The organism is Xenophilus sp. Marseille-Q4582 (genome assembly GCF_916700565.1).
GTDB lineage: Bacteria > Pseudomonadota > Gammaproteobacteria > Burkholderiales > Burkholderiaceae_C > Xenophilus.
Genome location: NZ_CAKAKO010000004.1, coordinates 590,116 through 617,071, shown reverse-complemented (window position 1 = coordinate 617,071; position 26,956 = coordinate 590,116). Strand labels below are relative to the sequence as shown.

The window sequence follows — 26,956 nt, the reverse complement described above, 5'->3', positions numbered from 1 at the left end:
GAGAAGCGCTCGTTGGAAAAAGATCAGCGAAGAAGGTTGTCGGGTGTCTCGCCGCTTTGCAGCGCGGCGATGCCCTCGATGAGCAGCCAGCCCATGGCATCGCGCGTCTCGTGCGTGGCGCTGCCGATGTGCGGGGAGAGAAAGACGTTGTCGAGGCTGCGGTAGCCGGGATGCACGCGCGGCTCGTTCGCGAACACGTCCAGCCCCGCACCGCGCACCTGGCCGCTTTGCAGGGCAGCGATCAGCGCCGCGTCGTCGACCAGATCGCCGCGCGAGATGTTCACCACCACGGCGCCGCGCGGCAGCAGGGCCAGCCGTTCGGCGTTGAACGTGCCCTTGAGCGAAGGCGCGCCGGGCGCCGCGATCATGAGGATGTCGCTCTGCGCCAGCATCCCCTCCAGCGTGGCGTGATAGATGGCGCCAGCCTCCAGCACGGGCTCCAGGCGCGAGCGGTTGTGGTAGTGGATCGCAAGGCCGAAGGCCTGCGCGCGTTGCGCGATGGCACGCCCGATGCGCCCCATGCCAAAGATGCCCAGGCGCTTGCCCACCAGGCCCATGCCCAGCAGTTGCGTGGGCGCCCAGCCCTGCCAGGCCCCGCTGCGCACCAGCCGGTCGGCCTCGAAGCCGCGGCGGCAGGCATTGAGCAGCAGCATGAGCGCGATCTCCGCGCAGGCATCGCTGAGCACATCGGGCGTGTGCAGCACCTGCACACCGGCCGCGCGCGCGGCCGCCAGGTCGATGTGGTCATGCCCCACCGACAGCGTGGCCACGATGCGCAGCGTGGGGGCCAGCGCCGCGATCACCTCGGCCGTGACCGATTCGGTGGCGCTGACGAACAGCACTTCGCAGCCCTGGGCGCGCGCCGCGATCTGCGCCGGCCACAGGATCGAATCGTCCTCGTTGAGCTCGAGGAGAAAGCGCTCGTGGAGCGCGGCTTCCACCGCCGGCGTGAAGCGACGGCAGAGAAAGGCACGTGGCCTGTTTGGAAGATTCATGGCTGTCTTCGGGGTGCGCTGCGCCAACGGACGCCGCATGTCGTTGTCTCAAGTCATATTACAAATACGTATTACCACCTTGTCAAGCACGCAGAGGCCGGTGCTATTCTTCAAGTCCCGAATTTCTCGCGAACACCATGGCCTTCTCCTCTTCCGACGACGTCAGCCCCCGCGCCACGGACGGCACGCTCGCCGACCGCGTGACGGGGCTCATCGCGGCCGACATCCGCGCCCGCGTCTACCCGGTGAACACGCGGCTGCCCACCGAACAGGCCATGACGCAGCAGTACGGCGTGAGCCGCACCGTGGTGCGCGAGGCGATCTCGCGTTTGAAGTCCGAAGGCCTGGTGGAAACCCGGCAAGGCAGCGGCACGGTGGTGCGGGACCCGAAGACGGCCGATGCCTTCCGCCTGGCCCAGGCCGGCCCCACGGACGCAGAGAACCCTGCGCAAGGCGTGCTGCGCATCCTGGAGCTGCGCCGCGGCATCGAGGCCGAGATGGCTGCCTTGGCGGCCGAGCGGCGCACGACGACCGAGATGACGCAGATCCAGCAGGCGCTGCGCGCCATCGCCCGCGCCGAAAAGGAAGGGCGTGACGGCGTCGAGGAAGACCTGGCCTTCCACATCGCCATCTCACGCGCCGCGCACAACCCACACTACACCGAACTGCTGGGCATGCTGACCCGCGCGCTGCACGACGCCATCCGGCTCACGCGCTCCAATGAGGCGCGGCGCATCGACCTCGCGGCGCAGGTGCGGGCGGAGCACGAAGCGATCTGCACGGCCATCAAAGCCCGCGATGCCGCCGCAGCCCGCACCGCCGCCTTCATGCACATGCACAACACAGGTGAGCGCATCGAGCAGGCCGGCAAGGATTTCTGGACGGGCGACAGCCGCGCTGCCGCGCGCCGCGTGGCGAGAGCGAAGCTGGGCACCCCGGCGGCAGCCGTGGTCACGCCGCAGCGGCCGACCCCGCGCAAAGCCGGTCGTCAATTATGAAGTTGTGTGATAGATTCATCACACAACTTGAAATTCCCGCGCTGACCGGGAACCGAGACAAGGCGCCAGCAACCTGCGGCGCACCCGCTCGCCACGAGCGCTTCCAAGACTGCAAATCCGGCGACATGTACAAGCCCCGCGTGCTGCTGACCGACCCGCTCCACCCCGATGCGCAAGCGCGCCTGTCGCAATGGGCAGAGGTGGAACGGATCCCCGACGGCCTGGTGCGCGAAGGCAGCGACGACTTCCTGCGCACGGCCATGGCGCGCGTTCAGGGGCTCGTCGTGCGCCGGCTGCTGCCGCCCGATCTGTTCGACCGCCCGCACACGCTGCGCTGCGTGATGCGCCAGGGCGTAGGGCTGGACTTCATCCCCGTGCCGCGCGCGACCGCGAACGGCATCCCGGTAGGGAACACCCCCGCCGTCAATGCCAACGCGGTGGCCGAATACGTGTTCGCCGCCCTGCTCGCACATGCGCGTCAGCTTGCGGCCTTCGACCAGCGCGTGCGTGCCGGCGACTGGGGTGTGCGCGCACAGGCCGGCGCACGCACCTTCGAGCTGCGTGGCCGCACCCTTGGAGTCATCGGCTTCGGTGCCATCGGCCAGCGCATCGCCGCCATTGCGCACCAGGGTTTCGATATGCCGGTCGCGGTGTGCACGGGCACGCCGGGCAAGGTGCCGCCGTGCTTCACGGCCTTGCCGCTGGAGGCGCTCTTCGCGGCCAGCGATTTCGTCGTCGTCGCCTGCCCCCTCACGCCGCAGACGCGTGGCATGGTCGACGCCCGCGTGCTGGCCCATGCGCGGCCGGGCGCGGTGCTGGTCAACGTGGGCCGCGGCCCCGTCGTGCGCGAGGACGACCTCGCGCAGGCGCTGGCCGACCAGCAGCTGGGCGGCGCCGTCCTCGACGTGTTCGAGACCCAGCCGCTGCCCGACGACAGCACGCTGCGCCGGCACCCGCGCGTGCTGCTGACCCCGCACCTGGCGGGCATCACGCAGGAGGCCGAACGCGCCATGGGCGTGCTGGCCGTCGACACGCTGGCCGCCGTGCTGCTGCGCGGCGAGCGACCGCCCAACATCGTCAACCCCGAAGTCTTCGGTCAGCCGGCGCGGGCCTCGGACTGAAGACCGCCTTTCGCCATCCACCGCCACTCAGGAGACCCCCTTGAAGATCACCCGCATCACCGCCGTGCCGCTGTCCTACCGCCTGCCCGAGGGCAAGACGGTGACCATGGGCATCGGCAGCACCCTCAAGCGCGACTGCATCATCGTGCGCGTCGAGACCTCCGAAGGCATCACCGGCTATGGCGAGGCGCACCCGGGCCGCAGCCCCGGCGCGATCGTGAGCCTGATCCACAACACGCTGCAGCCGCTGCTGGTCGGCATGAACGCGACGGACGTGGTGGGCGCCTGGCAGCGCGTGCACCGCATGCAGCTGTCCAGCCACGGCCTGGGCGCCGGCACCTGCCTGGCGCTGTCGGGCATCGACATGGCGCTGTGGGACATCCGCGGCAAGGCGGCCAAGATGCCGCTCTATGAACTGCTGGGCGGCTCGCACCGTCGCATTCCCGCCTACGCAGGCGGCATCGCGCTGGGCTACCAGGCCCCTGAATCGATGGCCGAGGAAGCGCAGTCCTATGTGGCGCAGGGCTACAAGGCCGTGAAGCTGCGCATCGGCGACACGGTGAAGAACGACATCGCGCGCGTGCGCAAGGTGCGCGAGGTGCTGGGCGACGACATCGACATCCTCACCGATGCGAACACGGCCTACACCATCGCCGACGTGCGGCGCGTGTTGCCGGCGCTGGCCGACATCCAGGCCGGCTGGCTGGAGGAGCCCTTCGCCTGCAACGACTTCGCCTCCTACCGCGAGGCCGCCAAGATCACGCCGCTGGTGCCCATCGCCGCCGGCGAGAACCACTTCACGCGCTTCGAGTTCGGCCAGATGCTGGACGCACGCGCAGTGCAGGTGTGGCAGCCCGACCTGTCCAAGAGCGGCGGCATCACCGAAGGCGTGCGCATCGCGGCCATGGCCTCGGCCTACCGCATCCCGCTGCATGCGCACAGCTCGGCCACCGGCCTGAACCATGCCGCCACGCTGCACTTCCTCGCGGCGACCGAGAACGCGGGCTACTTCGAAGCCTGCGTGTCGCACTTCAACCCCTTCCGCGACATGTTCGGCAGCACCTTCCAGATCGGCGCCGACGGCTGCGTTGAGCCGCCCAAAGGCCACGGCATCGGCATCGAGGTGGACGAAGCCATCTTCGACAAGTACCCGATGGTGGACGGCCCGGGCTACGTCGTGAAGTTCTGACCTGAGCCCTGCGCCCGCCGGTGCGCCATGACCGGCCATGACAGATCGAACAACGGAGACAAACCATGCAAGTCAACAAGCGCACCCTGCTGCGAGCCCTGGCCGCGGCCCCCCTGACACTCGCCTTCGGCGGCGCCTTCGCCAACGAGGAATACCCCGGCAAGCCGACACGCATCATCGTGCCGTACACGCCCGGCGGCTTCAACGACACGCTGGCGCGCACGGTGAGCGACCGCCTGAACCGCACGTGGAAGCATTCGGTGATGGTGGACAACCGACCCGGCGGCAACACGGTGCTGGGCAACAACCTGGCGGCCAAGTCGCCGGCCGATGGCTACACCATCCTCATCACGCCGCTGCCCTTCTCGGCCCTGCCGGCGCTGTACGGCGACAAGCTGCCCTACAGCGCGACGCGCGACTTCCAGCCGCTGGTGTGGGCCGGCTACACGCAGAACGCCCTGGTGATCCGGCCCGACTTGCAGGGCGTGAGCAACGTCCAGGAGCTGATCGCCTACGCGAAGAAGAACCCGGGCAAGCTGAACTACGGCTCCACCGGCTCGGGTTCGTCCAACCATCTGTCGATGGAGCTCTTCCAGAGCATGACGGGCACGAAGTTGACGCACGTGCCGTACAAGGGCAGCGCGCCGGCGGTGATGGCCATGCTGGGCGGCGAGATCGACGTGCTGTTCGACAACGTGCCCAACCTCATGCAGCAGATCAAGGCCGGCAAGCTCAAGCCCATCGGCGTGACCGGCTCCAGCCGTGCGGCACTGCTGCCCGACGTGCCCACGGTGCAGGAAGCCGGCGTGCCGGGCTACGAGGTGATCGTCTGGTTCGGCATGCAGATGCCGGCGGGCGTGCCCAAGCCGATCGTGGAGCGCGCCAACCGCGACATCGTGGCCGTGCTCAAGGACCCGGAGGTGGTGAAGCTGTTCCGCGACCAGGGCGTGGAAGTGGTGGCCAGCACGCCCGAGGCCTTCGGCGAGCTGCTGGCCAAGGAAATCCCCAAATGGACGAAGGTCGTGAACGACGCGGGCGTGAAGCTGGAGTGATCGCGCTGCGCGCCCCGTGGCCCCGGCCAGGGGCTTCGTTCGCCGCTCTTCTCAGATCTGGAACTGGGGCGAGACTTCGCGGATGCGCTTGAGCGCCACGGCCGCGGCGGCCGTGCGCGTTTCCACGCCCAGCTTCACGTAGATGCGCTCCAGGTGCTTCTTGGCGGTGGCCGGGCTGCTGCCGAGGATGTCGCCGATGTCCTTGTTGGTCTTGCCCTTGGCCACCCAGTACAGCACCTCGGCCTCGCGCGCGGTGAGCTTGAGCGCGAGGCGCATGGCCTCGATGGCGGCGCCGTCGCTGACCTCGCGCAGGATCAGCAGCCACTCGCCCGAGACGCCGTCGGCCTCGGCCTCGCGGCCGTCATCGCCGGTCTGCTGGTGCACGCGCACCTGCAGCTCGGCCGCCCCCTGTACCAGCACCAGCGGCGGCGGCTCCACGCCCTGGCGGGTGGCCGGCAGGTGCTGGGCGAGCCAGTCGCGCATGGCGGCCGGCATGGCCGGCGCCGCGGTCTGCGCATAGCGTTGCAGCAGTTCGCGCGCCAGGGAGGTCTGCCAGATCACGCGCCCTTCGGGCATGCGCACCGTGATGCTGGCGTAGCCGAAGGCGTCAAGCGCGTTGCGCGCCTGGCCCGCCTGCTGCGCCTGCTGGCGGGCGCGGCGCGCGCCCTGCAGGTGCACGTTCATGCGCGCCAGCACTTCCTTGGGCTTGAGGGGCTTGGTCACATAGTCCACAGCCCCCGCGCCCAGCGCCGCCACCAGGTGCTCGGTCTCGGTCAGGCCGGTCATGAAGACGATGGGGATGTGGGCCGTGGCCGGGTCCTCCTTCAAGCGGCGCGCGACCTCGAAGCCGTCCATGCCGGGCATCATGGCGTCCAGCAGCACGATGTCTGGACGGGCCTGCACCGCGCGCGCCAGCGCGGCCTCGCCGCTGGTCGCGACCAGCACCGTGTAGCCCGACTCGTCCAGCGCATCGTGCAGCACGGCCAGGTTGTCGGGCACGTCGTCGACGATCAGCACCAGATCGCCCTGGGCGGTCTCATCGCGCAGGCTGGTGGCCAGAGGTGGAGGGCTGAAGGTCATGGGACGGACGGTTCGGCGGACGCCGCCAGCGCTGCACGCAGCAGCTCGGCCAGGGCTTCGAATTGGAATTGGCGGGCCTGCACGCGCCGCGCGGCGGTCCAGCCGGCGCACTCGGGGTGTGCCGCCTCGATGGCGTCGAGCTGTTTCATCACGCCGCGCGGGTAGCCCAGCTCGGCGGCATCCAGCAGCGCCTGCAGGGCGACGGCGGGGGGCAACGACAGGGCGGGCGCCGGCACCGGCGCGGTCACCGAGGGCGCCAGCGGCGTGTCGCGCCACCGCAGTTGCAGCCGTCGGCCCAGCCAGTCCAGCAGCTCGCTGTGGCGCACGGGTTTGACGAAGAAGTCCTCCGGCGTGATGCCCACATCGTTCTCCAGCCGCTTGTCGAAGGCGTTGGCCGACACGATGGCACAGGCCACGTCAGGCATCGCGGAATGGGCGGACGCATCCTTCCACATGGCCCGCGCGCGCCGCAGCGTCTCCCAGCCATCGATGCCGGGCATGGCCAGGTCCATGAAGATCGCGTCGGGCCGCAGGCCGGCCGCCAGCAGGTCCAGCGCGTCATGGCCGCTGGCGGCGGTGCGCAGCTCGAAGCCCAGTGGCGCCAGCAACTGCACCAGCAGTTCGCGGTCGGCCTCTTCGTTGTCCACCACCAGCACGCGCCGGCGGCGGCCTTCGTAGCCGCGCCGCGGCGCGGACTGCACCGGCGCGGCGCCTTCGACCCGCCGGGGCGGCACCGGCGCGGCATGCAGGCGCGGCAGGAAGAGGCGCACGCGGAACACCGAGCCCACGCCCGCTGTGCTGCGCGCCTGCAGCTCGCCGCCCATCAGGTCGGTGAGCATCTTGGCCATGGTCAGGCCCAGGCCCGCACCCGGCGCGGCCTGCGCGGCCGATCCCGCCCGCGCGAAGGGCTCGAAGATCTTCGCCAGTTCGTCGGGCCGCATGCCGGGGCCGCTGTCCTCGATCTCGATGTCGGCGAACTCGCGCGCATAGGCCACGCGCAGCGTCACCTGGCCGCGCGCCGTGAACTTGATCGCGTTGCCCAGCAGGTTGATGAGGATCTGGCGCACGCGCTTCTCGTCGGCCCTCACCCATTCGGGCAGGCCCTCGCCGGGCTCGAAGGCGAAGCGCAGGCCCTTTTCCGAGGCTTGCAGTTCGAACATGTCGGCCAGCTCTTGCAGCATGTCGCCAAAGCGCAGCGGGCGCGGCTGCAAGGTGAGCTTGCCGGCCTCGATGTGCGCCAGGTCCAGCGTGCCTTCGATCAGCGAGAGCAGGTGCTCGCCGCCGCGCTTGATCACGGCCACGGCCTGCTGGCGGTGCGGCGGCACCGAGGCGTCTTCGCCCATGAGCTGCGCATAGCCGAGGATGGCGTTGAGCGGCGTGCGCAGCTCGTGGCTGATGGCGCTGATGTAGCGGCTCTTGGCCTGGTTGGCCGCTTCGGCGCTCTGCTGGGCCGCTTCGGCCGCCTGGCGCGAGGCCTGCAGCGCCCGGTCGGTCTGGCGGTGCAGCTCGATCTCGCGCATCAGCAGATGGGTCTGGCGGTTCGATTCCTCCTGCGCCACCTTGCGGCTCTGGTGCGCCAGCACCAGCCACCAGGCCACGATGCCGGCCACCAGCAGCAGCGCCATGTAGGCTTTGACGAAGCCGCTGCGCAGGGCTGCGTGTATGTGATGACCGACCAGTTCCCCGTACTCCACAGCACTGTCGGTGCCCGTTGCTACAAATTCGTCAATGCCACGCACCTGCTGGCTATACAGCACACCGAATATGGCCCCCAGGAATGGCACGATGACGATAGCCAGCAGCAGGAAGTGGCCCAGCCCCGTGTCCAGGAAAGGCCACACCCTGCGCGGCAGCAGCCAGCGCAGCGCGGCCGACCACTGGGCCGACAGCGCGGCCCGCGGCTTGCACATGTCGCCGCAGCGGGCGTCGAGCGTGCAGCACAGCGAGCAGATGTCGCCCTGGTAGGCGGGGCAATGCGCCATGTCCGGGCCCTCGTAGTCGCGCTCGCAGATGACGCAGCGGCGGGTCTGCAGGCGCAGGGCGTGGCCGGGCGCGGGCGCGGGCGCGGCGGCGGCGGCAGCGGGGTGGAAGTGCAGCGTGTGCGCTTCGGGCTCGCTGCGCGCCAGGTAGTAGCGCCCCTTGGTCGCCCAGGCAATGAGCGGCGCCGTGACGAAGGCCGTGCCCAGCGCGATCAGCGCCGAGAAGGCCTGCGCCATCGGGCCGAACACACCCAGATGCGCCGTGATGGACAGTGCCGAGGCCAGCGCCATCGCGCCCACGCCCACGGGGTTGATGTCCCACAGGTGGGCGCGCTTGAACTCGATGCCCGGCGGCGACAGGCCCAGCGGCTTGTTGACCACGAGGTCCGCCACCACGGCCATCATCCAGGCGATGGCGATGTTGGCGTACAGGCCCAGCACGTCGCCCAGGGCCTCGAACACGTTCATCTCCATCAGCATGAAGGCGATGAAGGTGTTGAACACCACCCACACCACGCGCCCCGGGTGGCTGTGCGTGATGCGCGAGAAGAAATTGGACCAGGCCAGCGAGCCCGCATAGGCGTTGGTCACGTTGATCTTGAGCTGCGAGATGACCACGAAGAGCGCGGTGGCGGCCACGGCCCAGCCGTAGTCGCTGAAGACGTATTCGTAGGCGGCCAGGTACATCTGGTTCGGGTCCACCGCGCGCTCCACCGGCACCATGTGGCTGATGGCCAGCCAGGCCAGGAGCACGCCGGCCAGCATCTTCACCACCCCCAGCACCACCCAGCCCGGCCCGCCGGCCAGCACGCCGGCCCACCAGCGCCCGCGCGTGGCGGCCGTGCGCGCGGGCATGAAGCGCAGGTAGTCGGCCTGTTCGCCCATCTGCGTGATGAGCGCGATGCCCACCGTGAGGCCTGCACCAAATGCGTGCCATGAAAAATCTTTGGAGCCTTCTTTGTCACCGATGTAGTGCAAGACTCCCGCAAATGCACCAGGATCGCGCATCAAGACATAGAAGAAGGGCAGCACCAGCATCAGCAGCCAGATGGGCTGCGTCCACAGCTGCAGCCGGCTGATGGCCGAGACCCCGTGCGTGACCAGCGGAATGACCACCACCGCGCAGACGAGGTAGCCCCAGACGGGTGGGATGCCCAGCGACAGCTCCAGCGCATAGGCCATCACCGCCGCTTCCAGCGCGAAGAAGATGAAGGTGAAGCTCGCGTAGATCAGCGAGGTGATCGTGGAGCCGATGTAGCCGAAGCCCGCGCCGCGCGTGAGCAGGTCCATGTCCACGCCGTAGCGCGCGGCATAGATGCTGATGGGCAGTCCGGCGCCGAAGATGATCAGCCCCGTGGCCAGGATGGCCCAGAAGGCGTTGACGAAACCGTACTGCACCAACAGCGTGGCGCCCACCGCCTCCAGGATCAGGAAGGAGGCGGCGCCGAAGGCGGTGTTGGCCACGCGCCATTCGGACCATTTGCGAAAGCGCTGCGGCGTGAAGCGCAGGGCGTAGTCTTCCAGCGTCTCGCGCGCCACCCAGCTGTTGTAGTCGCGGCGCAGCTTGACGATGCGCTGGGGCGCGTCGTCGGCAGCGTTCGGTTCGAGCGAGGGGGCGGAAGACACACCTTTGTGGTGCAACACCCGTGCCACGGCACGAGTGTTGCATCATGTCAAGGCGACTCACTCATCACGCCATGGAACTCACACCCCGAGAGAAGGACAAGCTGCTGATCTTCACCGCCGCCCTGCTGGCCGAGCGGCGCAAGGCACGCGGCCTCAAGCTCAACTACCCCGAAGCGGTGGCGCTGATCTCGGCGGCCGTGATGGAAGGCGCGCGCGACGGCAAGACCGTGGCCCAGCTGATGAGCGAGGGCCGCGAAGTGCTGGCCCGTGCCGACGTGATGGACGGCGTGCCCGAGATGATCCCGGACATCCAGGTCGAAGCCACCTTCCCCGATGGCACCAAGCTGGTCACCGTGCATCAACCCATTGCGTGAGCGCGCTCGTCCATCGATCCCCCGGCCGCCCCGCCGCGGGCGCCGGGACTTGCCCCGCCCTCGGCGCACTCGCGCCCTCATCGCCCCTGAAGGACACCATCCATGACAAGGAACCTGCTTCGCCGCTCCCTCGCCACCCTGGCCGCGACCGTGGCCGTGCCGGCCCTGGCCCATGAAGGCCATGGCCTCAGCGGCCCCCACTGGCATGCCACCGACGCGGCCATCTTCATCGCGCTGGCGGTCGCGGTCGGCATCGCGCTCTGGGCCGGCCGCAAATGATTCCGGGCGAACTGCTCGTCGACGCCGGCGACCATGCGCTGAACCCCGGGCGCGGCACACGCGTGCTGCTGGTGCGCAATGCGTCGGACCGGCCCATCCAGGTGGGCTCGCACTATCACTTCGCCGAAACCAACGCCGCGCTGGATTTCGACCGCCAGGCCGCGCGCGGCATGCGGCTGAACATCGCCTCCGGCACCGCCGTGCGCTTCGAGCCCGGCCAGCAGCGCACCGTGGAACTGGTGGACCTGGGCGGCGACCGGGTCGTGTTCGGCTTTCGCGCGCAGGTGCAGGGTCCGCTGTAGCAGCAGGACGCGCCTTTCCTTTTCATGCATGAAGACGCCGGCTGCATCGACAGGCCGGCGCATCGAGGACTGACCGATGGCCACCATCTCGCGCCGCGCCTATGCGGAAATCTTCGGCCCCACCGTGGGCGACCGCGTGCGCCTGGCCGACACCGGCCTGGTGATCGAGGTCGAGGAGGACTACACGCTGCGCGCCGGCGGCTACGGCGAAGAAGTGAAGTTCGGCGGCGGCAAGACCATCCGTGACGGCATGGCGCAGAGCCAGCGCACGCGCGCCGCGGGCGCCATGGACACGGTGCTGACCAACGCGCTGATCCTCGACCACTGGGGCATCGTGAAGGCCGACATCGGCCTCAAGGACGGCCGCATCGCGGCCATCGGCAAGGCGGGCAATCCCGACACGCAGCCGGGCGTGGACATCGTCATCGGCCCGGGCACGGAGATCATCGCGGCCGAAGGCCACATCGTCACGGCCGGCGGCATCGACAGCCACATCCACTTCATCTGCCCGCAGCAGATCGAGGAAGCGCTGGCCAGCGGCGTGACCACGATGCTCGGCGGCGGCACCGGCCCGGCCACCGGCACCTTCGCCACCACCTGCACGCCCGGCCCCTGGCACATCGAGCGCATGCTGCAGGCGGCCGACGCCTTCCCGATGAACCTGGGCTTCCTGGGCAAGGGCAACGCGAGCCGGCCCGAGGCGCTGCGCGAGCAGATCGAGGCCGGCGTGATCGGCCTGAAGCTGCATGAGGACTGGGGCACCACGCCCTCGGCCATCGACCAGTGCCTGACGGTGGCGGAGGAGACCGACACGCAGGTGGCGATCCACTCCGACACGCTGAACGAGTCGGGCTTCGTGGAGGACACGATCGCCGCCACCAAGGGCCGCTCGCTGTGCGCCTTCCACACCGAAGGCGCGGGCGGCGGCCATGCCCCCGACATCCTGCGCGTGGTCGGGGAGTCGAATTTCCTGCCCTCTTCCACCAACCCGACCATGCCCTACACCGTGAACACGCTCGACGAGCATGTCGACATGCTCATGGTGTGCCATCACCTCGACGCCGCCATCGCCGAGGACCTGGCCTTCGCCGAATCGCGCATCCGCAAGGAGACCATCGCGGCCGAGGACATCCTGCACGACATGGGCGCCATCAGCATGATGAGCAGCGACTCGCAGGCCATGGGCCGCGTGGGCGAGGTCATCCTGCGCACCTGGCAGACAGCCCACAAGATGAAGGCGCAGCGGGGCGCGCTGCCGGAAGACAGCGCGCGCAACGACAACTTCCGCGCCAAGCGCTACGTGGCCAAATACACGATCAACCCGGCGATCTCGCACGGCATCAGCCACGAAGTGGGCAGCCTCGAAGTGGGCAAGTGGGCCGACATCGTGCTGTGGAAGCCGGCCTTCTTCGGCGTGAAGCCCTTCTGCATCCTCAAGGGCGGCAGCATCGCCATGGCCGCCATGGGCGATCCGAACGCCAGCATCCCGACGCCGCAGCCGGTGCACTACCGGCCGATGTTCGGGGCCTTCGGTGGAGCCACCGCGCGCAGCTCGCTCACCTTCGTCTCGCAGGCCGGCCTGGCCGCGGGCATCCAGGAGCGCTTCGGGCTGGCGAAGACGCTGAGCGCCGTGAAGGGCATTCGCGGCGTGCGCAAGCAGCACCTGGTCCACAACGGGCTCACGCCCGTGATGGAGATCGACCACCAGACCTATGCCGTGCGCGCCGACGGCGTGCTGCTGAGCTGCCAGCCCGCCACGGTGCTGCCCATGGCGCAGCTCTATTTCCTGTTCTGAACGATGGACGGCTTGCCGTTGCAGATCCGCCTGGACGACCTGCGCGACCCGCGCATCGCCACCTTTCTGGAAGAACATCTGGCCGACATGCGCCGCGTGTCGCCGCCCGGGAGCGTGCATGCGCTGGACCTGGACGGCCTGCGGCAGCCGGCCATCCGCTTCTGGTCGGCCTGGCTGCCGGACGCCGCCGCCCAGGACGGCTGGCAACTCGCGGGCACGGCGGCGCTCAAGCGGCTGGAGGGCGGGCATGCCGAACTCAAGTCCATGCGCACGGCCGAGAGCCTGCGCGGCTCCGGCATTGCGCGTGCACTGCTGCAACATGTGCTGGTGCACGCCCGTGCGCAGGGCTACGCGCGCCTGAGCCTGGAAACCGGCAGCCAGCCCTTCTTCGCGCCTGCGCGGCAGCTGTATGCGCGGCACGGCTTCGAGGCCTGCGCGCCCTTCGGCAGCTACGGCCCCGACCCGGCCAGCCATTTCATGACGCGGCTGCTTTGAGTTTGCGCGCGCCAGGTGTCCCTCCAGCTGTGCGACCATGCTGCGATCGCACGGCCTCTTTCCTTTCGCTCATGCTGACCATCAACAAACTCATGCCCCAGGGCCGCGGCCTGGCGCCCGTGCTGCTCAAGCGCGCCGCCACGGTCGAACTCGACTGGGATGTGCGGCAGAAGAGCCGCTTCGACGCCACGGATTCACTGGGTCGTGCGCTCGGGGTGTTCCTGCCACGCGGCACCGTGGTGCGCGGCGGCGACGTGCTGGTGGTGGAAGACGGCTCGCTGGTGCGCGTGATCGCGGCGCCGCAGGCCGTGCTGCGCATCACGCACTGCACGCGGCACGGCACGCCCTTCGACCTGACCCGCGCGGCCTACCACCTGGGCAACCGCCATGTGCCCATCGAGCTGCAACCCGACCACCTCAAGATCGAGCCCGACCATGTGCTGGCCGACATGCTGCGCGCGATGCACCTGATCGTGACGCAGACCGAAGAAGGCTTCGAACCCGAAGGCGGGGCCTATGGCGGCGATGGGCACGGCCAAGGGCATGGACATGCGCACGCGCACGGGCACGGCGGCCACTCGCATGAAGCCCCTGCGCCTCATGGCCACGGCACCGCCCACGCCCACATCCACGGCCACACGCAGCACCACGATCATGACCACGGACACGGCCACCCTGGCCATTCCCACTGAAAAGTGCCCCGCAGACCCCGGCCACGCGCTTTCCGCGCATGGCCTGCTGCAGCTGATCTGGCTCGCGTCGCCGGCCCTGCCCATCGGCGGCTTCTCCTACTCCGAAGGGCTCGAAGCCGCCGTCGATCAAGACCTGGCCGCGGATGAGGCCAGCGCCACCCGATGGCTGGTGCAGCAACTGCATCTGAGCCTTGCTCCCGGGGACCTGGCCGTGCTGGCTGCGGCCGTGCCCGCCTGGCGGGCGCAGGATGCCGCACGCATCCGGACACTGAACGGCTGGGTGCTGGCCACCCGCGAATCGGCCGAGTTCCGGCTGCAGACCGAGCAGATGGGGCGCTCCTTCGTCGAATGGCTCAAGCTGCATCATGAGGACGCCGCAACCTGTTTCCAGGACCTGGCCGTCGTCACCTACCCCATCGCCTTTGCATTTGCCGCCGCCCGCAGCGGCGCCGATGTGCGCAGCGCCTGCCTGGCCTTCGCCTTCGGCTGGGCCGAGAACATGACGGCCGCCGCGGTCAAAGCCGTGCCGCTGGGTCAGAGTGCCGGCCAACGCATGCTGGCCCAGCTGGCACGCGAGATGCCGGCGGCCGTGGAAGACGCGCTGGCCCGCACCGACGACACGCGCCAGGCCTTCTCGCCCCTGCTGGCCATCCTGTCGGCCCAGCATGAGCACCAATACTCACGACTCTTCAGAAGCTGAACCCATCCCATGAGCGCTGCCTTGCACACCCTCCCGAACCGCACCAAGAAGCTGCCCCCCTTGCGCGTGGGCATCGGCGGCCCCGTCGGTTCCGGCAAGACCACCCTGCTGGAAATGCTCTGCAAAGCCATGCGCGATCGCTACGACCTGATCGCGATCACCAACGACATCTACACCAAGGAAGACCAGCGCCTGCTCACCGTGGCGGGCGCCCTGCCCGCCGAGCGCATCATGGGCGTGGAAACGGGCGGCTGCCCGCACACCGCCATCCGGGAAGATGCCTCGATCAACCTCGAGGCCATCGACCGCATGCTCGAGGCGTTCCCGGATGCCGACGTAGTGTTCGTCGAAAGCGGCGGCGACAACCTGGCCGCCACCTTCAGCCCGGAGCTGAGCGACCTCACGATCTACGTGATCGACGTGGCGGCCGGCGAGAAGATTCCGCGCAAGGGCGGGCCCGGCATCACCAAGAGCGACCTGTTCGTCATCAACAAGACCGATCTCGCGCCGCACGTGGGCGCCGACCTGGGCGTGATGGAGGCGGACACCCGGCGCATGCGCAAGGACAAGCCTTTCGTCATGACCAATCTCAAGACCCTGGCCGGCCTGCAGGAAGTGGTGCGCTTCATCGAGCACAAGGGCATGCTGCAGGAGACCGGGGCCGACCGTCACTGATGGGCGAATCTGTCCGCTCCCGCCTCCGCGCGGATGGCGTGTACTCGACAAGCAAAAAGCCGGCTCCAAAAGCCGGCTTTTTGCTGGATGCCGCCAGAGGCGGCATTTCCAGGGTGCGTGCGAAGGCAGACGCTCAGCGCGCGGTCGCGCAGCCGCCTTCCGCGGTCGTGTCGCTGCCATACAGCGGACGGCGGAACGAACCGTTCTCCTCGTCATCCTCGGCGAAGCCGAGCACGTACGAGTAGGTGGACTCGCCTTCGCTGCCCGACACGCCGGCATTGACCTTGATCCGCACGTTCAGCCAGGTGGCCACGTTCTGCGGATACTGGATCTGCAGCAGGGCCAGGCCCGTGGCATTGGTCTTGGCCTCGCCGACGAAGCCGACAGCCACGTCGGACTGGCGAGGCGTCAGCACGCCGTCCCCATTGGTGTCCTCGTTGACCGGCAGGGTGTCCAGCACGCCGTTGCGGTTCGTGTCCTCGTTGGGGCACCAGATTCCGGCAGCGGCATAGTCCGCAGCCTTGCGGTAGCCCTCGATGCTCACGACGGCCGACAGGGGCACGTCACGCGCATAGTTGCCCGCCGCGTCCACCGCCTGGATTTCGAACTTCTTCACGTACGAAATGCCGCTGGCCGACTTCTCGATCACGTTGTCCACCCCGATGGTCAGCGAAACGGGGGCCGAAGCGACGGTCAGCCGCGCCGTCACGGCGTTCGGGCAATCCGTGACGGCGAAATCATTCTCCGAGTAGCAGGCGCGGATGATCACGCCTTCGTTCGGGCTGGCCGTGGTGGGCGCCACGTAGTTGGTCTTGGCCACGCCGGTGGTGTCGCTGTAGACGATGTTCGAACCGTTGGTCAGCGACTCGCCCGGCAGCGCCGAACTGGCGACCGAGAAACGCACCCGCACGTTGCTGATCGGCTTGTTGTCCGCGCCCACGAACAGCGCACGGACTTCGGACTGCTTGGCGGTCGAGCCGGCGGCGTTCACGCCCAGCACCACCGGGGTGGCGATCGCACTGGCACCCGAGATCGGGCCGATGGCCACCGGAACCGTGGTCGAACCCGGGGTGAGCACCTTCAGGTCGTAGCTGCCCGTCGCACCCGCGCCCGCGATGCTGAGGGGGTAGGTGCCCTCGCTGCTCGGCGCGTTGAAGCGGAAAGCGGCCTGCCCTGCGTTGTCGGTGCGGGCCGCCAGCGCGGCACTCCCCGGCACCCCATTGAGCGCGACGTCCACACCCGGGACGGCGTTGCCGGCCGAGTCCTTGACGCTGGCCGTCAAGGTCACGGCTTGGCCCGGCGCAGGGGCCGACGGCACGGCCGTGGCCGCCAGCGCAATGCCAGCGACCGTGAGGTGGCCGGTCTTGGTGATGCTGCCCGACTTGACGGTGTACGGAATCAGCCGGTTCGACTTGTCGCTGCCGATGACGATCTTGCCGGAGAAGACGCCGTTGGCGCCGGTGACGCCGCCGGCGGTGTCGGGCGTGAAGACGCCGTTGTTCTCCACCGCCACGGTCACGGGCGCAGAGGCCACCACGTTGCGCGAGCTGTCGACGGCCGTGACCGTCAGGGTCGCCGAGTCACTGCCCGAATTGGTCAGGTTGACCTTGTCCAGGGTGACGATCAGGTCCGACGCCGTGGGCGAAGGGTTCGTGGGCGTGATCGGAATGATGGGCAGCGAGGGACTGCCGCCCCCTCCACCGCAGGCCGCCACGGTTGCCGCGACGACCGCCAGCAGGCTCCATCGCTTGATTCCCACCACGTAACTCATAGTTTTCCTTCCAGTTCGCCGCCCAATCGGCATTTCAAAAAAAGAACAGGGTCCCGCGCGTGCGGCCACCGCCCGATCAGCGGCTCGCGTTGCGGTCGGTGATCATCTTCGGCGTGATGAAGACCAGCATTTCCGTCTTGTTGGCCGTGCGCTCGCGCTTGCGGAACAAGGCGCCGACCACCGGCACTTCGCCCAGCACGGGAATGCGCGACTCGTCGTTCGTCTCGGTCAGCTCGAAGATGCCGCCGATCACGACGGTGCCGCCGTTTTCCACCAGCACTTCCGTTTGCACGTGCTTGGTGTTGATCGCCGGTCCGGAAAGCGTATTCACCCCCCGCGAATCTTTGCTGACATCCAGTGTCAGGATGATGTTGCCTTCCGGCGTGATCTGGGGCGTCACCTCCAGCTTGAGGACCGCCTTGCGGAACGAGATGGAGGTCGCCCCGCTGGACGTGGCCTGCTGGTAGGGAATTTCCTCACCCTGCTCGATCAGCGCCTTGGTCTGGTCGGCGGTGATGACGCGCGGGCTGGAGATCACGCGGCCCTTGCCGTCCGCTTCCATGGCCGAGATTTCCAGGTTCAGCATGCGCGAGAAGCTGGAATTGAACAGCGACAGCGCAAAGGTGCCCACCGGGTCGCCGTTCGAGCTGGTCGCCGGCAGATTGATGAAGTTGCTGTTCGTGAAAGTGGTGGTCGCGCTCGGGTTGGCCGTGAATGCCCCATTGACCACGGCGTTCGGCGTCACGACCGGCATGGCCCCGATGGTGCTGCGCGTGTTGATCATCCCGCCGCCCAGGCGGACGCCCAGCGAGCGGCCGAAGGTGTCGGTCGCTTCCACGATGCGCGCCTCGATCAGCACCTGCCGCATGGGCACGTCGAGCTTCTGGATCATCTCTGCCACCTGGGCCAGGCGTGCCGGAACGTCCGTCACGAAGACCTGGTTGGTGCGCTGCTCGGCGATGACGCTGCCGCGCGGGCTCAGGATGCGGGTCGTCGTGCCGCTGCCGCTTCCGCCTGCCGCGGCGCCCGTGCCGGCCAGGCCCTGGGCGATGGTCAATGCCTTGGTGTAGTTGAGCTGGAAGGATTGCGTGCGCAGCGGCTCCAGGTTCTCGATGGCGGCGCGCGCTTCGAAATCCATCTTCTCCTTGGCGTTGATCTCATCCTTGGGCGCGATCCACAGCACCGAGCCGTTCTTGCGCATGCCCAGGTTCTTGGCCTGCATGATGATGTCCAGCGCCTGGTCCCAGGGCACGTCCTTCAGGCGCAGGGTCAGTGCGCCCGTCACCGAATCGGAGGTCACGATGTTGAAGTTCGTGAAGTCGGCGATCACCTGCAGCAGCGAGCGGATCTCGATGTTCTGGAAATTGAGCGACAACTTCTCGCCGGTGTAGCCCACGCCCTGCGTCAGCTTGGTCGGGTCCACCTTGCGCGGCCGCACCTCCACCACGAACTGGTTGTCGCTCTGGTAGGCCGAATGCTCCCAATCACCGCGCGGCTCGATGGTCATGCGCACGCGGTCGCCCACCTGCTGCGAGTTGACGAACTGGACGGGTGTGTTGAAGTCGGCGACGTCCAGGCGGCGGCGCAGGCCCTCCGGCAGGCGCGAACGCGTGAACTCGACCAGCAACTGGCTGCCCTGCTGGCGAACGTCCACACCCACCTGGTTGTTGGGCAGGTCGACGATGACGCGCCCGGTGTTGCCCTCGCCCAGGCGGAAATCGATGTCGCGGATGGGCAGGGTGTCGCGGTTGCGGTTCTCGGCGAAAGTGGTCTGGCCGGCCGACACCAAGGCCGGCCCCGCTGCCGGATCCAGTACCACCAGCAGAGACTTGCCCTGCACTTGCGCACGGTAGGCGGCCGCCTGCTTCAGGTTCAGCACCAGCCGCGTGCGATCTCCGGCCTGCACGACGTTGGCGGATCGCAGGTTGCCCTGGTTCAGTTCGATCGCCGAACGGCCGATGCCATTGCTCACTCCCGGAAAGTCCAGGGCGATGCGCGCCGGGCTCTGGACCGTGAAGCCTTGCGGCACCGCCGTCAGCGGCTGCGCGAAATCGATGCGCACCACTTCCGCGCCCGACTGCAGCGACCCTGTCACGGCCTCGATGGCATTCTGCGCATGGGCCAGCGCCGCAGCGCTCAGCGCCAGCAGGCCCCAGCCCGCGCGACGCACCCAGCCCGTCCAAGTCCGAGTTGCTTGTGCTTTCATTTGCTCGCCTTCTCTTGCAATTGCAGCGTGACCGGCCGCTCGATCCACTCCCCGGCCGCGTCTTGCACGATCTCGCGCAGAGCCAGTTCCGTTTCATCAATGCGCGTGATGCGCCCGTAGTTCATGCCCAGGTGGTTGCCCACCCGCACCTGGTAGAGCAGCTTGTCGACCATCAGCAGCGCCACCCGCTGGCCGTTGCGGTCCAGGCTGCCCACCATTGCCATGGCGTCCAGCGGGAACGCCTCCAGGGCTTCCTTGCGGCGGTTCAGCTCCGCGGCCAGAAGGTCGGAGTGGCCGGGTTGGCCGGTGTCGCGGCGCAGCGCCTGCGTGAGCTTGACGTTGCTGAACGGCTCCACCGCCATGCCTTCCGTGTAGCGCTGGGCTTCGAAGCGCTTGGGCTCCGAGATTTGCTCGATGCGCGGCTTCACCTTGGCGCGCTCCTCGCGCATCCAGGTTCGGAGGTCTTCCTGCGAGCCGAAGCATCCACTCAGGAGGGCGGCCAGGCCCAGGGCGCCGGCCAATCGTGCTGCACGCATGCTCATCTCTTCTTGGCGGCGGCGGCCTGCGCGGCGCGCTTCTGGGAAGCCTGCTCTTCGGCGTCCAGGTAGCGGTAGGTGCGCGCCGTGGCGTCCATCGTGAGCCCGCCTTCCTTGGCCGGAGTGATCGACAGGTTGTTCAGCGTCACGATCCGCGACAGATGGGCCACGTCCGAAGCGAAGGCGCCCATGTCGTGGTAGCGGCCGGTCACGCGCACGGCGATCGGCAGCTCGGCGTAGTAGTCGCGAAGAACGATCTGCCCCGGACGGAACAATTCGAACTGCAGGCTGCGGCCAAGCCCGGCCTGGTTGATGTCCGAAAGCAAGGCGTCCATCTCCGCCTTGCTCGGCAGTTGCTTTTCCAGCAGGGTGACGTACTGCTGCACCTGCTCGCGCTGCTGCTTGAGCAACTCTAGGTTCACCGCTTGCGCCACCTTCTTCTGGTAATCCTGCCGCAAGGTCTGTTCGGTGTTGCGCGCGGCTTCCAGTTCGTCATTGACGCCCGTGAGCCAGACAAACCACAGGGCCACGACCGCCATCACAGCGACCGCCACCAGCAGCACGTAACGCGGAACTGGCGGCCAGACGGCGGGGTCATTCGGGTTGAGCCCCTGGAACTGGCCGGCCCACTTGCGCAGGGCGTCACCCACGTCGAAGCGACGCGCAGCAGATGCGTTTGTCTTGGCCATCGTCTCAGCCCTTCGCGGCAGCCGCAGCCCGGCGCGCTGCCGGCCCGGCGGCACCGTCCGCCTTGTTCTTGTCTTCGGTCGGCCGTTTCACGTCGACGCGCATGCGGAAACTCGCCACGCGCCGGACGTCGCGCGCACTCAGGGTCACATTCGCAGCCGTGATCTCGATCAACTCCGGCTTGGTCAACCAGGGACTGCTGTTGCCCAGGTTGCGCAGCAACTCCGACACGCGCTCGTTCGACTGCGCCATGCCCTGCAGGGTGACCACCTGGTTCTCCTGCTTCATCCCCGTGAAGTACACGCCATCCGGCAGCTGGCGCACGAGCTCATTGAGCAGGTGCACGGGCAGGTTGCGGTCGCCCTGCAGATCCTCGACCGCCTGCTGGCGCGCGCGCAAGGCCGCAATTTCGGCCTGCAGCGTGGAGATTTCCTTGATCTCGCTGTCCAGTTTCTTGATTTCCGCCTGCAGCAGGGCATTGCGCGATTGCTGCATTTCGATCTGTGTCTGTAACCACAGGTAGCCAGCCCCCGCCAGCAGCCCGCCCGCCAGGAAGGCGCCGCCCAACGAAGCGTAGAAATTCTCACGGCGGCGTTTTCGAGCCGCTTCGCGGTGAGGGAGCAGGTTGATGAGGATCACTGCAGGAACCTCCGCATCGCCAGGCCGCAGGAGGTGAGATACGAAGGCGCTTCACGGCGAACCTTCTTCTCGCGCACGGCAGCGCCGAACTCCATGCCTTCGAAGGGATTGACCAGCGAACAGGCAAAGGAGGTCTGCCGCGTCACCGCATGGGTCAGCCCGGGCAGCGACGCCGAGCCGCCCGCCAGCAGCACGTAATCCACACGGTTGTGCGGCGTGCTCGTGAAGAAGAACTGCAGGGCCCGCGCGATTTCCTGGGCGATGCTGGCCACGAAGGGCTTGAGCACGCCCGATGCATATTCGGGCGGCAGGTCGCCGCTGCGCTTCTTGGCCTCGGCCTCCTCGGCCGAGAAACCGTACTGGCGCGCGATCAGCTGGGTCAGTTGCGCGCCGCCGAAGGCCTGGTCGCGGTCGTACAGCACCTCATCGTTGCGAAGCACCTGCATGCTGGTGGTGAAAGCGCCCACTTCGAACAAGGCCACCACGGCGTCGCGGCCCTCGCCGGGCAACTGCTCGATGAGCCGGGCCGTGGCCAGCCGGGACGCAAAGGAGTCCACGTCCAGGATTTCGGCCTTCAGGCCCGCCGCCTCGGCCAGGCCCTGGCGGTCCTGCACTTTCTCCTTGCGCGAGGCCGCGATGAGCACTTCCACATCGTCCATGGAGCCGCCGCTCGGCCCCACCACGCAGAAATCCAGGCTCACCTCGTCGAGCGAGAAGGGGATGTACTGGTTGGCTTCCGACTCGACCTGCAGTTCGAGCTCCTGCTCGCTCAGGCCGCCGGGTAGCACGATCTTCTTGGTGATGACCGCCGAAGGCGGCAAAGCCAGGGCCGCATGCTTGGTGCGCGTGCCGCTCTTGCGCACCAGGCGCCGCACGGCGTCGGCCACCTCATCGAACTTCTCGACATTGCCGTCCGCGATCCAGCCGCGCTCCAGCGGCTCGATGGCGCAGCGCTCGAGCACCAGTTTGCCGCTGGAATTCCGGGACAACTCCACCAACTTGACGCTGGAGGAGCTCACGTCCAGACCGAGCAGCGGAGCCGCTTGACGGCGAAACAGAGATGCGAATGCCACCGTGCAGGTTCCAGAAGGTGTTTGTAACCAATAGAAAATTTTGCGTGTGGTTACATGCTATCAGTAGAAATCAAGCCAAACCAAGACTCGGCCGCCGCCGGATGAGCATTCGTTGTCAAAAGCGGACGACTCTTGCACAAACTGTGTACTTTGTGATGTGAGCGGCCACCTGCTGCGGCGCAGCGCGCGTGTGCCGGCTCCCCAAGGACCGGTTTTTTATAATTGCGGGCCCCACTCTGCCCATTGCCATGCCCGACTCCTCCCAAGCCCCCGGGCCTGACAAGAAGCCCCGCACACCCAAGTCCCAGAGCGCGCGTCCGGCCTGGCTGCGCTGGCTGGTGCGCATCGTGCTCTGGATCACCGGTCTGGGCCTGGCAGCCGTTGCATCGGCCGCCATCGTGCTGGCGGTGGCGCTGGCCGTGGCCTATCCGAACCTGCCCGACGTGTCGGATCTTGCGGACTACCGGCCCAAACTGCCGCTGCGCGTTTTCTCGGCCGATGGGGTGCTGATCGGTGAATTCGGCGAGGAGCGCCGCAACCTCACGCCGATCGCGACCGTTCCCCAGGTGATGAAGGATGCGGTGCTGGCCGCCGAAGACACGCGCTTCTACGACCACGGCGGCGTGGACTACAAGGGCGTGATGCGCGCCGGCCTGGCCAACCTGGAGCGCGCCAAGAGCCAGGGCGCCTCCACCATCTCGATGCAGGTGGCGCGCAACGTGTACCTGAGCTCGGAGAAGACGCTCACCCGCAAGATCTACGAGATCCTGCTGACCTTCAAGCTCGAACACCAGCTGAGCAAGGACCAGATCTTCGAGATCTACCTGAACCAGATCTATCTGGGCAACCGCGCCTACGGCTTCGCCGCAGCCGCCGACGCCTACTTCGGCAAGCCGCTGTCGGACCTCACGATCGCCGAAGCCGCCATGCTGGCCGGCCTGCCCAAGGCACCGGGCGCGAACAACCCCGTCAACAACCCGACGCGCGCCCGCGGCCGCCAGCTCTACGTCATCGACCGGATGCAGGAAGCCGGCTTCATCACGGCGCAACAGGCTGCGCAGGCCAAGGAAGAGAAACTGCAACTGCGCGACCGCCAGGGCAGCCAGCGCCTGCACGCCGAATTCGTGGCCGAGACGGTGCGCCAACTGATGTATGCGCAGTACGGCGACAGCACCTACACGCGCGGCCTCAAGGTCTACACCTCCATCGATTCGGCCGACCAGACCGCCGCCTATGAAGCGCTGCGCCGCGGCATCATGGACTACGAGCGCCGCCAGTTCTACCGGGGCCCCGAGAAGTTCGTCGACCTGCCCACCGACCCCGCGGCACTGGAAGAAGCCATCGACGATGCCCTGTCCGAGCATCCGGACAACGGCGACGTGCGCTCGGCCGTGGTGCTGAGCGCCTCGGCGCGGGAAGTGACGGCCGCGCGTGCGAACGGCGACGTGCTCAAGATCAGCGGCGACGGACTCAAGCCCGTGCAGTCGGGCCTGTCGGACAAGGCAGCGCCCAACGTCCGCATCCGCCGGGGCGCCGTGATCCGCGTGGTGCAGACGCCCAAAAACAGCTGGGAAATCACGCAGCTGCCGGAAGTGGAAGGCGCCTTCGTGTCGCTGGACCCGCGCGATGGCGCCATCAAGGCGCTGGTGGGGGGCTTCGACTTCAGCAAGAACAAGTTCAACCACGTCACGCAGGCCTGGCGCCAGCCGGGTTCGAGCTTCAAGCCCTTCATCTATTCGGCCGCGCTGGAGAAGGGCTTCATGCCCAGCACCGTGGTCAATGACGGCCCGCTGTTCTTCGATGCCGGCACCACCGGCGGCCAGCCCTGGGAGCCGAAGAACTACGACGGCAATTTCGAAGGCCCCATGAGCCTGCGCCGCGCGCTCATGAAGTCCAAGAACATGGTGTCGATCCGCGTGCTGCAGTCCATCGGCACGCGTTACGCGCAGGAGTGGATCACGCACTTCGGCTTCGAACGCGACAAGCACCCGGCCTACCTGCCCATGGCGCTGGGGGCAGGCTCGGTCACGCCCATGCAGATGGCCACCGCCTATGCCGTGTTCGCCAACGGCGGCTACCGCGTCAACCCGTACCTGATCACGCGCGTGACCGACCACAAGGACAAGGTGCTGGTCGACGTGCAGCCGCCGCGCCTGGACGAGAGCATGCGCGCCATCCCGCAGCGCAATGCCTTCCTCATGAACAGCCTGCTGCAGTCCATCACCAGCGGCGGCACGGCTGCGCGCGCACAGGCCACCCTCAAGCGCACCGACCTGTACGGCAAGACCGGCACCACCAACGATTCGCTCGATGCCTGGTTCGCCGGCTTCCAGCCCACGAATGTGGCCGTGGTGTGGATGGGTTACGACACGCCGCGCAAGCTGGGCAGCCGCGAAACGGGCGGCGGCCTGAGCCTGCCGGTGTGGATCAGCTACATGCAGACGGCCCTCAAGGGCGTGCCCGTCGCGGAACTGCAACCGCCGCCGGGTGTGGTCAATGTCGGCGGCGAGTGGTATTTCGACGACTACACGCCGGGCCGGGCCGTCTCGACCCTGGGCGTGGAAGTGGCGCCGGTGACGGCCGACCCGACGGCGTCACCGCCGGCCGCGGGCGGCCAGCCCACCGACGAGCGCAGCCGCATCCTGGACATGTTCAGGAACTGAAGTCCGCAACGGCCGCGCTTGCCGCGTCGCCGCCTGCCGCTGAAGGGGCCCGCCGGAAGCGCCACCGCCGAGGCGGCTGGAATCCGCGTGTTCCCGGCGCCGGCGAGACTCAGCGCGTCGGCGCCTCGAAGCGCACGGCCTGTCCGGCCTGCAGGCTCACTTCGCGCGACAGCACGGCGAACAGTTCGTCGCCCGTCTTCGTGTCGCGCCAGTGCGTGCCGTCATGGCGATAGTGGTAGCCGCCGGTGCGCGCGGCCAGCCAGATCTCGTGCAAGGGCGGCTGCAGGTTCACCACCACCTGGCTGCGGTTCGCGAAGGTCAGCGTGATCATGCCGCCTGTGCGCTGGTTGTCGATGTCCGCGTCGGTGTCCTCGTTGATGCGATCGCATCCCCGTTCGATGGCAGCGAGCGCCGCCTCGGCGTGGTCCAAGTACTCCTGGTCGGTCATGAATAGAATTTCGTGATGTTGAATGCCCAAAGAATTCTAGTGAGCGCAGGTGTCCGCGCCGGCCTTGGGGTCGCTGCGCTCGCCGCCGTGCTTGCCCTCGCCGCCTGCGGCCAGCGCGGTCCGCTGTACCTGCCCACCGACCCGGCCGCCTCGCAACGCGCGACCCTGCCGCAGACTGTGATACCGGGCCTGGCGCCCGACGCCCCGGCACGCGGCAGCGAGGCGCTGCCGGCGCGCAACGACACCCACGTGCCCGCCGCCGGCGTCGGCGCACCCGCGGGAGGCACGCAGTGAGCCACCCGTCTCTTCTTCCCGGCCAACCGCATGTGGCGCGCGCCGAAGGAGCGCTGCAGGTCGAGGGACAGGCGCTGCAGGCGCTGGCGCAGCAGCATGGCACGCCGCTCTTCGTCTATTCGCAGCAGTGGATGCTCGATGCCCTGGCCGCCTACCGCCGCGGCTTCGAAGGGCGCGATGCGCTGATCTGCTATGCCATCAAGGCCAATTCCTCGCTGGGCATCCTGCGCGTGTTCGCCGAGGCCGGCTGCGGCTTCGACATCGTCTCGGGCGGCGAACTCGCCCGCGTGCTCGCGGCCGGCGCCGAGCCGGCCAAGGTGATCTTCTCGGGCGTGGGCAAGACGCGCGCCGAGATGCGCCAGGCGCTGGCCGCCGGCATCGGCTGCTTCAACGTCGAAAGCGAGGCCGAGATCGACGTGCTCAACGAAGTGGCGCTGGCCCTGGGCAAGCGCGCCCCGATCAGTGTGCGCATCAACCCCAACGTCGATCCGAAGACGCACCCCTACATCTCCACCGGCCTGAAGGGCAACAAGTTCGGCGTGGCGCACGACCGCGCCGTCGCGGTGTACCGCCATGCCGCCGCGCTGCCCGGGCTGGAAGTGGTGGGCATCGACTGCCACATCGGCTCGCAGATCACCGAGTCCGATCCCTACCTGGACGCGGTGGAGCGCGTGCTGGACCTGGTGCAGGCCATCGAGTCGCACGGCATCCGCCTGCACCACCTGGACTTCGGCGGCGGCCTGGGGATCGACTACAACGGCGACACGCCACCGGCGGCGGATGCGCTGTGGCAGCAGCTGCTCGCGCGCCTGGATGCGCGCGGCTTCGGCGAGCGGCGCATCGTCATCGAACCCGGCCGCTCGCTGGTGGGCAATGCGGGCGTGTGCGTGACCGAAGTGCTCTACACCAAGCCCGGCGAAGAGAAGAACTTCTGCATCGTCGACGCGGCCATGAACGACCTGCCCCGGCCGGCCATGTACCAGGCCTTCCACCGCATCGAACCCGTGCTGCGGCGCGAAGGCGTGGCAGCCGTGCGCTATGACGTGGTGGGCCCGGTGTGCGAAAGCGGTGACTGGCTGGGCCGCGACCGCGACCTGGCCGTCCAGGCCGGCGACCTGCTGGCCGTGTTCTCGGCCGGCGCCTACTGCATGAGCATGGCCAGCAACTACAACACGCGCACCCGCGCCGCCGAGGTGCTGGTGCATGGGGACAAGGCCACGCTGATCCGCCGCCGCGAAACCATCGAGGACCAGCTGCGCACCGAGATGCCCTGAACGGGCCGGGCAC

General features: G+C 68.2%; 25 protein-coding genes. 15 read left to right on the top strand and 10 right to left on the bottom strand.

Annotated features, from left to right (window positions below; genetic code table 11):
• Positions 1-23 precede the first annotated feature (23 nt).
• Positions 24-941: a D-glycerate dehydrogenase gene (locus tag LG388_RS18265; protein ID WP_225784137.1), complete on the bottom strand. Its 918-nt coding sequence runs from the start codon at positions 939-941 to the stop codon at positions 24-26.
• Positions 942-1,132: 191 nt separating this feature from the next.
• Between LG388_RS18265 and LG388_RS18260 the strand changes: the two genes are divergently transcribed.
• The 4 genes from LG388_RS18260 to LG388_RS18245 all read left to right on the top strand — a co-directional run bounded on the left by LG388_RS18260 (position 1,133) and on the right by LG388_RS18245 (position 5,355).
• Entirely contained in the window at positions 1,133-1,993 is an 861-nt protein-coding gene (locus LG388_RS18260; RefSeq protein ID WP_225784136.1) for a FadR/GntR family transcriptional regulator, read from the top strand.
• Between the two features lie 125 nt (positions 1,994-2,118).
• Positions 2,119-3,114 carry a D-isomer specific 2-hydroxyacid dehydrogenase family protein gene (locus tag LG388_RS18255; RefSeq protein ID WP_225784135.1) on the top strand — a complete coding sequence of 332 codons (996 nt, stop codon included), beginning with the start codon at positions 2,119-2,121 and terminating at the stop codon, positions 3,112-3,114.
• 40 nt (positions 3,115-3,154) lie between these two features.
• Complete coding sequence (locus LG388_RS18250; protein WP_225784134.1) at positions 3,155-4,303, top strand: mandelate racemase/muconate lactonizing enzyme family protein; 1,149 nt, start codon at positions 3,155-3,157, stop codon at positions 4,301-4,303.
• A 65-nt stretch (positions 4,304-4,368) separates the two neighbouring features.
• Positions 4,369-5,355, top strand: a complete 987-nt coding sequence (locus LG388_RS18245) for a tripartite tricarboxylate transporter substrate binding protein (RefSeq protein ID WP_225784133.1) — start codon at positions 4,369-4,371, stop codon at positions 5,353-5,355.
• Positions 5,356-5,406: 51 nt separating this feature from the next.
• Here the strand turns inward: LG388_RS18245 and LG388_RS18240 are convergent, their stop codons facing one another.
• Entirely contained in the window at positions 5,407-6,435 is a 1,029-nt protein-coding gene (locus LG388_RS18240; RefSeq protein ID WP_225784132.1) for a response regulator transcription factor, read from the bottom strand.
• Entirely contained in the window at positions 6,432-10,055 is a 3,624-nt protein-coding gene (locus tag LG388_RS18235; protein WP_370630213.1) for an ATP-binding protein, read from the bottom strand. Before LG388_RS18235 ends, LG388_RS18240 begins: the two co-directional genes overlap by 4 nt.
• A 56-nt stretch (positions 10,056-10,111) precedes the next feature.
• On the opposite strand from LG388_RS18235, the gene LG388_RS18230 reads away from it, so the two are divergent.
• From LG388_RS18230 to ureG, 8 genes are all read left to right on the top strand, one after another.
• The gene (locus LG388_RS18230; protein WP_225784130.1) at positions 10,112-10,414 is read left to right on the top strand and encodes an urease subunit gamma; all 303 of its coding nucleotides are present in this window, start codon (positions 10,112-10,114) and stop codon (positions 10,412-10,414) included.
• Positions 10,415-10,516: 102 nt separating this feature from the next.
• Positions 10,517-10,693 (top strand): hypothetical protein, encoded by a 177-nt coding sequence (locus LG388_RS18225; RefSeq protein WP_225784129.1) that lies wholly within the window; start codon positions 10,517-10,519, stop codon positions 10,691-10,693.
• Positions 10,690-10,995: an urease subunit beta gene (locus tag LG388_RS18220; protein ID WP_225784128.1), complete on the top strand. Its 306-nt coding sequence runs from the start codon at positions 10,690-10,692 to the stop codon at positions 10,993-10,995. The genes LG388_RS18225 and LG388_RS18220 overlap by 4 nt, the downstream gene beginning before the upstream one ends.
• A 76-nt stretch (positions 10,996-11,071) precedes the next feature.
• Complete coding sequence (ureC, locus tag LG388_RS18215) at positions 11,072-12,790, top strand: urease subunit alpha (RefSeq protein WP_225784127.1); 1,719 nt, start codon at positions 11,072-11,074, stop codon at positions 12,788-12,790.
• Between the two features lie 3 nt (positions 12,791-12,793).
• Positions 12,794-13,285 carry a GNAT family N-acetyltransferase gene (locus LG388_RS18210; protein WP_225784126.1) on the top strand — a complete coding sequence of 164 codons (492 nt, stop codon included), beginning with the start codon at positions 12,794-12,796 and terminating at the stop codon, positions 13,283-13,285.
• Positions 13,286-13,356: 71 nt separating this feature from the next.
• Positions 13,357-13,977, top strand: a complete 621-nt coding sequence (ureE, locus tag LG388_RS18205) for an urease accessory protein UreE (RefSeq protein ID WP_225784125.1) — start codon at positions 13,357-13,359, stop codon at positions 13,975-13,977.
• Entirely contained in the window at positions 13,940-14,677 is a 738-nt protein-coding gene (locus tag LG388_RS18200; protein WP_225784124.1) for an urease accessory protein UreF, read from the top strand. The genes ureE and LG388_RS18200 overlap by 38 nt, the downstream gene beginning before the upstream one ends.
• 9 nt (positions 14,678-14,686) lie before the next feature.
• Positions 14,687-15,352, top strand: coding sequence for an urease accessory protein UreG (gene ureG / locus LG388_RS18195; protein WP_225784123.1), 666 nt, complete (start codon positions 14,687-14,689; stop codon positions 15,350-15,352).
• 133 nt (positions 15,353-15,485) lie between these two features.
• Here ureG and LG388_RS18190 read toward each other — a convergent pair whose 3' ends face one another.
• The 6 genes from LG388_RS18190 to LG388_RS18165 form a co-directional block, all read right to left on the bottom strand.
• A complete protein-coding gene (locus LG388_RS18190) occupies positions 15,486-17,123 on the bottom strand; it encodes a hypothetical protein (RefSeq protein WP_225784122.1) in 1,638 nt (545 codons plus the stop codon).
• Between the two features lie 76 nt (positions 17,124-17,199).
• Positions 17,200-19,329, bottom strand: a complete 2,130-nt coding sequence (pilQ, locus tag LG388_RS18185) for a type IV pilus secretin PilQ (RefSeq protein ID WP_225784121.1) — start codon at positions 19,327-19,329, stop codon at positions 17,200-17,202.
• Positions 19,326-19,865, bottom strand: coding sequence for a pilus assembly protein PilP (locus LG388_RS18180; RefSeq protein WP_225784120.1), 540 nt, complete (start codon positions 19,863-19,865; stop codon positions 19,326-19,328). The genes pilQ and LG388_RS18180 overlap by 4 nt, the downstream gene beginning before the upstream one ends.
• A 2-nt stretch (positions 19,866-19,867) precedes the next feature.
• Entirely contained in the window at positions 19,868-20,554 is a 687-nt protein-coding gene (locus LG388_RS18175) for a type 4a pilus biogenesis protein PilO (protein ID WP_225784119.1), read from the bottom strand.
• Positions 20,555-20,558: 4 nt separating this feature from the next.
• The gene (locus LG388_RS18170) at positions 20,559-21,191 is read right to left on the bottom strand and encodes a PilN domain-containing protein (RefSeq protein WP_225784118.1); all 633 of its coding nucleotides are present in this window, start codon (positions 21,189-21,191) and stop codon (positions 20,559-20,561) included.
• Entirely contained in the window at positions 21,188-22,264 is a 1,077-nt protein-coding gene (locus tag LG388_RS18165) for a pilus assembly protein PilM (protein WP_225784117.1), read from the bottom strand. Before LG388_RS18165 ends, LG388_RS18170 begins: the two co-directional genes overlap by 4 nt.
• A gap of 248 nt (positions 22,265-22,512) precedes the next feature.
• Here LG388_RS18165 and LG388_RS18160 point away from each other — a divergent pair, with 248 nt between their 5' ends.
• Entirely contained in the window at positions 22,513-24,927 is a 2,415-nt protein-coding gene (locus LG388_RS18160; protein WP_225784116.1) for a penicillin-binding protein 1A, read from the top strand.
• Between the two features lie 109 nt (positions 24,928-25,036).
• Here LG388_RS18160 and cyaY read toward each other — a convergent pair whose 3' ends face one another.
• Positions 25,037-25,375 (bottom strand): iron donor protein CyaY, encoded by a 339-nt coding sequence (cyaY, locus tag LG388_RS18155; protein ID WP_225784115.1) that lies wholly within the window; start codon positions 25,373-25,375, stop codon positions 25,037-25,039.
• A gap of 87 nt (positions 25,376-25,462) precedes the next feature.
• Between cyaY and LG388_RS18150 the strand changes: the two genes are divergently transcribed.
• Entirely contained in the window at positions 25,463-25,669 is a 207-nt protein-coding gene (locus LG388_RS18150; RefSeq protein WP_370630195.1) for a lipoprotein, read from the top strand.
• On the top strand, positions 25,666-26,943 hold the full coding sequence (lysA, locus tag LG388_RS18145; protein ID WP_225784113.1) for a diaminopimelate decarboxylase: 1,278 nt from the start codon (positions 25,666-25,668) through the stop codon (positions 26,941-26,943). The genes LG388_RS18150 and lysA overlap by 4 nt, the downstream gene beginning before the upstream one ends.
• Positions 26,944-26,956 lie beyond the last annotated feature (13 nt).

Coding starts and splice junctions, on each gene's coding strand:
- LG388_RS18260 (WP_225784136.1), top strand. CDS start 1,133: ATGGCCTTCTCCTCTTCCGACGACGTCAGCCCCCGCGCCACGGACGGC.
- cyaY (WP_225784115.1), bottom strand. CDS start 25,375: ATGACCGACCAGGAGTACTTGGACCACGCCGAGGCGGCGCTCGCTGCC.
- LG388_RS18200 (WP_225784124.1), top strand. CDS start 13,940: ATGACCACGGACACGGCCACCCTGGCCATTCCCACTGAAAAGTGCCCC.
- pilQ (WP_225784121.1), bottom strand. CDS start 19,329: ATGAAAGCACAAGCAACTCGGACTTGGACGGGCTGGGTGCGTCGCGCG.
- LG388_RS18255 (WP_225784135.1), top strand. CDS start 2,119: ATGTACAAGCCCCGCGTGCTGCTGACCGACCCGCTCCACCCCGATGCG.
- ureE (WP_225784125.1), top strand. CDS start 13,357: ATGCTGACCATCAACAAACTCATGCCCCAGGGCCGCGGCCTGGCGCCC.
- ureC (WP_225784127.1), top strand. CDS start 11,072: ATGGCCACCATCTCGCGCCGCGCCTATGCGGAAATCTTCGGCCCCACC.
- LG388_RS18190 (WP_225784122.1), bottom strand. CDS start 17,123: ATGAGTTACGTGGTGGGAATCAAGCGATGGAGCCTGCTGGCGGTCGTC.
- LG388_RS18245 (WP_225784133.1), top strand. CDS start 4,369: ATGCAAGTCAACAAGCGCACCCTGCTGCGAGCCCTGGCCGCGGCCCCC.
- LG388_RS18230 (WP_225784130.1), top strand. CDS start 10,112: ATGGAACTCACACCCCGAGAGAAGGACAAGCTGCTGATCTTCACCGCC.
- ureG (WP_225784123.1), top strand. CDS start 14,687: ATGAGCGCTGCCTTGCACACCCTCCCGAACCGCACCAAGAAGCTGCCC.
- LG388_RS18220 (WP_225784128.1), top strand. CDS start 10,690: ATGATTCCGGGCGAACTGCTCGTCGACGCCGGCGACCATGCGCTGAAC.
- LG388_RS18175 (WP_225784119.1), bottom strand. CDS start 20,554: ATGGCCAAGACAAACGCATCTGCTGCGCGTCGCTTCGACGTGGGTGAC.
- LG388_RS18225 (WP_225784129.1), top strand. CDS start 10,517: ATGACAAGGAACCTGCTTCGCCGCTCCCTCGCCACCCTGGCCGCGACC.
- LG388_RS18160 (WP_225784116.1), top strand. CDS start 22,513: ATGCCCGACTCCTCCCAAGCCCCCGGGCCTGACAAGAAGCCCCGCACA.
- LG388_RS18180 (WP_225784120.1), bottom strand. CDS start 19,865: ATGCGTGCAGCACGATTGGCCGGCGCCCTGGGCCTGGCCGCCCTCCTG.
- LG388_RS18240 (WP_225784132.1), bottom strand. CDS start 6,435: ATGACCTTCAGCCCTCCACCTCTGGCCACCAGCCTGCGCGATGAGACC.
- LG388_RS18210 (WP_225784126.1), top strand. CDS start 12,794: ATGGACGGCTTGCCGTTGCAGATCCGCCTGGACGACCTGCGCGACCCG.